The sequence below is a fragment of the Microcystis sp. M53603_WE2 genome (assembly GCF_030065435.1).
The window spans coordinates 1-6,421 of record NZ_JASJFF010001116.1; the positions used below are offsets into that span (position 1 = coordinate 1).

7 protein-coding genes and 1 pseudogene are annotated in these 6,421 nt (G+C 43.5%); 2 read left to right on the forward strand and 6 right to left on the reverse strand.

Annotation, left to right across the window (positions count from 1 at the left end; all coding sequences use genetic code 11):
- Positions 1 to 275: 275 nt before the first annotated feature.
- A complete protein-coding gene (gene argC, locus PX481_RS23540) occupies positions 276 to 1,337 on the reverse strand; it encodes an N-acetyl-gamma-glutamyl-phosphate reductase (protein ID WP_288096349.1) in 1,062 nt (353 codons plus the stop codon).
- 389 nt (positions 1,338 to 1,726) lie between these two features.
- Here argC and PX481_RS23545 point away from each other — a divergent pair, with 389 nt between their 5' ends.
- Entirely contained in the window at positions 1,727 to 2,938 is a 1,212-nt protein-coding gene (locus PX481_RS23545; RefSeq protein WP_288096352.1) for an RNA-guided endonuclease InsQ/TnpB family protein, read from the forward strand.
- Between the two features lie 12 nt (positions 2,939 to 2,950).
- Here PX481_RS23545 and PX481_RS23550 read toward each other — a convergent pair whose 3' ends face one another.
- Entirely contained in the window at positions 2,951 to 3,214 is a 264-nt protein-coding gene (locus PX481_RS23550) for a DUF3146 family protein (RefSeq protein WP_002733391.1), read from the reverse strand.
- A gap of 86 nt (positions 3,215 to 3,300) precedes the next feature.
- A complete protein-coding gene (locus PX481_RS23555) occupies positions 3,301 to 4,290 on the reverse strand; it encodes a DUF389 domain-containing protein (protein WP_288096355.1) in 990 nt (329 codons plus the stop codon).
- Between the two features lie 121 nt (positions 4,291 to 4,411).
- Here PX481_RS23555 and PX481_RS23560 point away from each other — a divergent pair.
- Positions 4,412 to 4,843: pseudogene (locus PX481_RS23560) on the forward strand (hypothetical protein); the annotation flags it as partial.
- A gap of 36 nt (positions 4,844 to 4,879) precedes the next feature.
- On the opposite strand, the gene PX481_RS23565 reads toward PX481_RS23560, so the two are convergent.
- The 3 genes from PX481_RS23565 to PX481_RS23575 form a co-directional block, all read right to left on the reverse strand.
- Positions 4,880 to 5,221 (reverse strand): hypothetical protein, encoded by a 342-nt coding sequence (locus PX481_RS23565; RefSeq protein ID WP_288028097.1) that lies wholly within the window; start codon positions 5,219 to 5,221, stop codon positions 4,880 to 4,882.
- 408 nt (positions 5,222 to 5,629) lie between these two features.
- Positions 5,630 to 6,187 (reverse strand): 50S ribosomal protein L25/general stress protein Ctc, encoded by a 558-nt coding sequence (locus tag PX481_RS23570; RefSeq protein ID WP_002759242.1) that lies wholly within the window; start codon positions 6,185 to 6,187, stop codon positions 5,630 to 5,632.
- A gap of 27 nt (positions 6,188 to 6,214) precedes the next feature.
- Positions 6,215 to 6,421, reverse strand: a 207-nt coding sequence (locus tag PX481_RS23575) for an adenylosuccinate synthetase (protein ID WP_288096358.1), incomplete at its 5' end; no start/stop codon positions are given.

A 6,421-nucleotide genomic window follows, 5' to 3' on the forward strand; every position in this document is an offset into this window, starting at 1 on the left:
AAACCCCACACCCCACACCCCACACCCCACACCCTGCCCCCAGGAAAAGCTTTTTCAGCAAACCCTAATTACAAATGTATCAGCAGCTGCGTGTAAGCATCCCACCGAAAAACTAATGCGCTCCGGGGTTTGGGGGGTAGAACCCCCCAAAGGCTTGGATTGAGTGATAAAATCGGAAGTAATGACCAATTTTAGCAGATAGTTTCCCTTTAAAAATCCCAACTCAGTAGATTTACAAAAATGAGATGTACCCGGTTAAACGCATCCAGGAATTTTTAAGGATAAAAACACATTTGCGGCAAAGCAAGGGATTCTTCCCAACCCATCATGAGATTAAGACATTGTACCGCTTGTCCCGATTGTCCCTTAACTAAATTATCGATCGCTGACATCACTATCACTCGATCGGTTCTCGGATCCACTTCAATACCGAGATAACATAAATTAGTACCACAGGCCCATTTAGTTTGTGGATAGACTCCCCCCGGTAGGATTTTGACAAAGGGAGAAGCGCGATAAAAAGCATTGTAGATAGTGATTAAATCATCCCGCACCAGATTGGGATCCCGCAAAGTTGCATAGACTGTGGACAGGATACCTCGGACCATGGGCATTAAATGGGGAGTGAACTGAACGCGCACCTCATGACCGGCTAAATCACTGCAAATCTGCTCGATTTCGGGAGTATGACGGTGTTTTCCCGCTACATTATAGGCCCCGATCGAATTATCTGCTTCTGCCAATAACATATTAATCTTAGCTTGTCTTCCCCCTCCCGAAGTTCCTGATTTGGCATCAATAATCGTGGTTTCCGGGATAATTAAACCCTGTTTTAACAGGGGAGAAATCGCCATTAAACTAGCAGTAGGATAACATCCGGGGCAACCGATCAAAGAGGCATTTTTAATATCTTCCCGATAAAGTTCCGGTAAACCGTACACAGCCGTAGATGCGATCGCTTGATCCTGACGTTCCTTGCCATACCATTTACTATAGGTTTCTAGGCTAGTAAAACGATAATCTGCCGACAGATCCAAGACTTTACACCCTTTAGCGAGCAAAGGAGGGGCTAAATCACAGGCTAAACCATTGGGTAAACCCAAGAAAACCACTTGACAACGGGAGGCAATTGTCTCTAAATCGATCGCCTCCACATTAAGATTAATACTATGACCGAGATGGGGATATAAATCACTGTAGGGTTTTCCGGCGCTACTATCGCCCCCCAGATAGACTAATTCGACAAGGGGATGTTCTTTGAGCAAACGTACCAACTGTACGCCACCATATCCCGAAGCGCCGACAATACCCACTGAAACCTTCTGTCCTTGCGTCATTTCCCTTGTTCCTAAAAATTCTTATCGTTAATATAACGCTTTGCTATGGCCGAATTTTAGCCTAACCGGCAGGATTTAAATCAAAAAACTTCCTGTAAAAATCTAGTATCTCGGCCGGGTTGTCCATAAACCGTCAATTTCTCTTGATCAATAGGCGGTTATCTTAATGATGAGGTACGAAGTTTTCCTTTGAGGGAATCTGTCATCGGGAGATGATGCCAAATTAGGTTAAACTTCATCCTCAGGAGAAAAGCTGTAATTCAATCCCCCATATTTACCGAAAATTTGGGTTTAAGGTTCCCCGCACGACCGGGCGGTTTTTCAATGATAGGTTGTCAATTTAGTCTTAAGTGTGCTAAACTAAGTTTATGCTGTCAAGCCTAGCGTAAATGTTTGTTCTAGAATTTAAAGTTGAGGCTAAAACAAAACAATATCAAGCTATAGACGATGCTATTTGCACCGCTCAATTCATCCGTAATAAATGCCTAAGGTGTTGGATGGATAACAAGGGTGTGGATAAATACGACCTATCGGCTTATTGTCGGGTTTTAGCGCACGACTTTAAATTTGCTGGTGAGTTAAATTCCCAAGCAAGGCAAGCATCGGCTGAAAGAGCATGGTCTTCTATTTCCCGTTTCTTTGATAATTGTAAAAAGAAGGTAGCAGGAAAGAAAGGCTATCCTCAGTTTAAGAAGTTTTCCCGTTCCGTTGAGTATAAAACAACAGGATGGAAGCTTCTTAATCCTAAAACCATCCATTTCAGTGATAAAAAGGAGATTGGAACACTTAAACTAAAAGGGACTTGGGACTTAGGATACTTTCAACAGTCTGACATTAAACGGGTTAGATTAGTTCATAGAGCCGATGGTTATTATTGCCAGTTTGTTCTTTCTTGTGATGTTAAAGAAGATGTTGAACCATCAGGTAAGTGTATCGGCTTAGATGTGGGGTTAGCTTCTTTCTATACTGACCACGAGGGTAATAAAGTTGACAATCCTAAATTCTTGAGAAAGTCCGAGAAAAAATTAAAGCGGCTTCAAAGACGGTTATCTAAAAAGAAAAAGGGAGGTAAAAATCGTCAAAAAGCTAGACAAAGATTAGCTAAGGCTCATCTTAAAATAAGTAGGCAACGTAAAGACTTTGCTGTAAAGTTAGCAAGGTGCGTAGTTCACTCTAACGATGTGATAGCCTACGAGGATTTAAGAATTAAGAACTTAGTCAAGAATCATTGTTTAGCTAAATCGATAAATGATGCGGCGTGGTATCAGTTTCGAGAATGGATAGAATATTTTGGACTTAAATTCGGCAAGATAACAATTGCTATCCCACCGAACTATACAAGTCAAAACTGTTCAAACTGTGGTGAAGTTATTAAAAAATCTTTATCGACTAGAACCCATCAGTGCAAATGTGGGTGTGTTTTGGACAGGGATGAAAACGCCGCTATCAATATCCTTAAAAAAGGGTTAAGTACCGTAGGGCATACGGGAACTTTCGGGCTAGACCCGATAAACGCTTGGGGAGAGAATACCTCTACTTTTTCAGAAGCGATTCTGTCTAAGCAAGTGATCTCGGTGAACCAAGAATCCCCACGCCTTTAGGCAACGGGAGTGTCAAAATTTTGAGCGCACTGTAAATTCATAATCTCCTCCCGGTTCTAATTGATAATCGTAGCGTTCTAAAAACCGATTCAAGGGTTCAAAAATCAAAGCCCTACCTAGGGAAGGTTGTACTAATAACTTGCCTTGAAGAAAATGCCATTGAAAACGCCATTGATATTGTTCCGTCCGCACTTCTCCCTCTAATTTCCCCGTTTGCCAAGATTGCTTAATTATCCGCACATAAGCCGTGCTTTCTGGTCGATTGCCGCCACTCACCTGAACCCTACCTATAGATTAAATATCAAACATTAAGATAACGAATTAATCCTTGTTTGTCATTACTTGAGCTAATTTTCTCGACTTTATTCTGGGGCAGTGACTTCATTAACCTTAGAAACCAAGACATTTAATTGAAAAGGTCGCCCCATTTCCTTAGTAATGAATTCTTCCAACAATTCTACCTGTCTGGGGGTAATACTTTCCGCAGTTCTTACTACTAATCTCACCCGGGGAGGTTGCTTGAGCCAATTAATCGAAGATTCCAATAATTCTGCCCGTTGAAAAGTAATCGTTCGTTGTAATAAAGCTTTTTTGAGCAACCTTTCTAAGCGAGCTTGATTGGCCAGAGTTGCAAAACTTATTCCTAAGGGAATTAGCAAAACTGCTGTCAGGATAGAAGTCAAAATTAGAGCGTTACGCGCCCGATGAAAACTAGAATAACCAGCCAGCAAAAAGACCAACAAACAGGAGAGAGCAATGCCTAATAAATTGGTAATATATAACAGAGTTGCCCCCAAACTTAAGACCCAATTCCCTTGGGATAATCCTAAACCAATCGTACAAACTGGCGGCATTAAAGCCACGGCGATCGCTGTTCCCGCTAAAGTACCTGAAATTTTCGGTTCTATTTTGGCATAACCACTGATTGCCCCCGCCGTAATTGCTACTCCTAAATCTAAAAGATTCGGTTGAGAACGGGCCTGAATTTCACTACCAAATTCGGAAATTCCGATCAATAATCCTAGCAACCAAGCTATCGCTAAAGCGATGATCGTACCAACTAAAATCGCCAAGGCCGACTTACGAATTAATCGCCAACTGCCAATTAAACCACCAAAAGCCAGACTACGAATCGGCAACATCAAAGGGGCAATAATCATCGCCCCAATAATCACGGCCGCACTATTGGCGACTAAGCCAAAGGTAGCGATCGCACAAGAACTGACAATCAAAGCTAGATAGGGAAAATCGAGGGACGCTTCTAACCATAAATCGCGCCACATAGTCCGCGATTGTTGCCAGGTCAAGGGTTTTCTTGAGAACCACGAGTGGGGCCGTTCTTTTCTCGTCATGGGGCTGAGGAAGATTGACTTTTCTTTTACTTATAGCTTTTTTTGTCTAATCAATGTATATTTGTATCATTTTCTTTAACTAATCTTACCGTTTTTTCTTCGCCTCGATTGATGAAACCTCCTGCCCGCTGCCATCTGCCGACCGCCTTCGTTAACGCCCCTAGGCCAAGTAGAAATTAGCAAAGAAATTACCGACGAAACCCGACAGATTGATCTATTTTTTTCGCCTCATCCAGAGGGGCAAATAACTGTCGATAATCTAGGATTATTAGGTCAAATTGCCCTAAAGAACCCTCTCCTAGAACCCGATCGTAATTCTCCCACTCGTGCCGATGTGCGTAATTGTCTCTCGAAATTAACCGCCGTTTTTGCTGAACTACAGCGACAGGCCAAACGAGAAAATAGCCCCTACAATCAGGAAAATTTGCCCCGTTTATGGATTCTTGCGCCTCTGGTTAGTGAGACTATATTAAACGGTTTTGGGGCGGCCTTAGACCCGAATTGGCCCGAAGGGGTCTATTTCTTGCCTCCTTTGCAGCGCACGGCTATTATCAATCGAATCCGCCCGCGAGGAGCTATTTGAGCGTTTTCACGCTATAACCCTCCAGTAGATGGCAGCAGGGAGAGGGGCGCACCGGAGTACCGGAGAGGGCAGTGGGGAAGTGGGGTGTGGGGTGTTGGGTGTGGGGTGTGGAGTGTGGGGAAGTGGGGAAGTGGGGAAGTGGGGAAGTGGGGAAGTGGGGTAGTGGGGTAGTGGGGAGAATAAAAAAAATAATCTCCTGTCTCGGAGTCTCCTGCCTCCTGTCTCGGAGTCTCCTGCCTCCTGTCTCCTGACTCCTGAATCCTGTCTCGGAGTCTCCTGTCTCCTGTCTCGGAGTCTCCTGTCTCCTAACTCCCTACTTCTAACCCAATGTGCACCAAAGATAAGCAAAAATTATTTATTGACTCCAAAAACTTGAGAATATTTAAATTAACATTTCGCAATATTTACAAATTCTTAAGAATTAATTGAGAAAGATTTTTATTTAACAACGATGTTGCAATGGTTACAGCGATTTGATAGAATTTCAAAGTGGGTTATTCTGTGCTTTTTTGGACAGCAATGGTTGAAACCCTTGCTAAACCTACAGGGTGATCCAAATTGAGACGGGTAAATTGGTCAATTTCACCCACAACGATGATCTTTTTTTTGTGTAGTTTTATTGCAAAGAAAAAGTTTTTTTGACAAAAAACACAAAGTATGCAGTAGCAGTTATGGCAGAGTGGGGGTTGGGGAGGGGGAAGCTGTCTCATCACCCTATCACCCCAAAACCCGACCACCGACGACCGATCAATTAATTTACCGTTTAGCGGCAACAATGGCAAAAACGGTGGTATGGGGATCATCTTTTAAAGTCACCCCTTCTGGCATTTTCAAATCACCCACGAGCAGGGATTGCCCCACACCGATCCCCGACACATCAAATTCGATCACTTCTGGGATATTATCAGCAATACAGGAGACATTAACTTCGTTGACGAACTGTTCGATTAAACCGCCCTGTTTAGTTCCGATCGCTTCTCCTATGGCTTTAATCGGAACAACGATATCGAGCTTACCGTGGGCAGATACGGAGAAGAAACTGAGGTGATAGAGATTTCTTTTCCAGGGATGAGATTGTACCTCTTGGATCAAAGCTTTTCCCGTCCAGGGCATTTCGGGGACATTAACATCCACCAGGGTATTATTCACCGAGGCCTTTTTGAGCAGGGTTAAGGCCGCTTTTTCTCCCACCACGAGGGAAACCGATTCCGTGCCGCTGTGGCCGTAGAGAACCGCCGGGATCAAACCCTGACGACGTAGGGCCCTGGGGTTAATATTTTCGGGTCTTTTTTGACATTCAACGCTAACTTGCATAGTTGACTAATCCTCTTTAGCAATGATTTAAAATTCGTGATTATCCCAAGGTGAGCCATTTTCGTCCAAAAGAGCGCGTTTGGGTCCGTGAATGGGGTCTTCAACGATAATAGTTTGGTCGCGACTAGCTCCTAGGGAGATAATAGCGATCGGTACTTCCATGATCGCCCCTAGGAATTTTAGATAATCGAGGGCCTGTTTGGGCAGGTCTTCCAGACTTCGACAATCGCTGGT

Bases quoted from the DNA above. Each gene is read 5' to 3' on its own strand.
- argC (WP_288096349.1), bottom strand. From the start codon at position 1,337: ATGACGCAAGGACAGAAGGTTTCAGTGGGTATTGTCGGCGCTTCGGGA.
- PX481_RS23545 (WP_288096352.1), top strand. From the start codon at position 1,727: ATGTTTGTTCTAGAATTTAAAGTTGAGGCTAAAACAAAACAATATCAA.
- PX481_RS23555 (WP_288096355.1), bottom strand. From the start codon at position 4,290: ATGACGAGAAAAGAACGGCCCCACTCGTGGTTCTCAAGAAAACCCTTG.
- PX481_RS23570 (WP_002759242.1), bottom strand. From the start codon at position 6,187: ATGCAAGTTAGCGTTGAATGTCAAAAAAGACCCGAAAATATTAACCCC.